The sequence below is a fragment of the Vibrio sp. 1401 genome (genome assembly GCF_033340295.1).
Genome location: NZ_JAWOWF010000292.1, coordinates 1 through 759, shown reverse-complemented (window position 1 = coordinate 759; position 759 = coordinate 1). Strand labels below are relative to the sequence as shown.

The following is a 759-nucleotide window of genomic DNA, read 5'->3' as shown; positions in this document are numbered from 1 at the left end:
CCAGCCTTAAATGGACTCAATTCGGTTTGAAGTAATTCTGTGTATGTTTCGCCTTCGTTGGGCCAACCCGCAACCACTACCTCAACTTCTTCTGCAGTAAGACCAAAAACACGGGCGCAAGCATATTCGTCCAACACACCCTCAAAGACTTTTTTACCGTCTTGGTACAACTGAAACGCTTCCCCTGACAGAAATGCTTCGGAGTCTTCGTCATATAAGCTAATATCGACTGATCTTTGAGGCGAGGACTTAGTGCTTTGGTAGAGTGATAGATCGACATCAGAAAAGCGTCCGTCGTTTTGAACTTGGATTTCTCGCCAAACTTCTGATTGCCAAACGACATAAATATAACCGCGATCGATAGATACATACCCTGAATCACTCTTATGAACTGGAACTACTGGCACCAACACGTTGTCCCACTCATCCATCTGAGTCTCTTTATCAACGGGTTGCAAATCTTCGGCGAGTTTAAGCAAGATTGGCTGAGGCTGGTCGGAACAAGGGATTTTGATATAAAGCGTTTTGCCTTCAGCATCCAGCTCTTTAAACGTTGCAAGGCTACGGTGTTTGTTCTCGGTATCAGCCTTGCCTACAGTCACTTTTTCTTTTTGAGCTTCCGTTTTTCCCAACATCAAACATGCCGCGTTGCTAGACCACTGCCCTGCAAACTCGACAACGATTTTTTGATCTAGACTTGGCTCAGAGGGGACATGCGTGTAACTACGAACTAAAGCAACATCGTCGGTAACCTGCTTG

The 759-nt window shown here is 45.5% G+C and carries 1 pseudogene; it reads right to left on the bottom strand.

From position 1 onward, the window contains the following. Nucleotides 1-759 (bottom strand): annotated as a pseudogene (locus R7Z77_RS25190) (hypothetical protein); the annotation flags it as partial.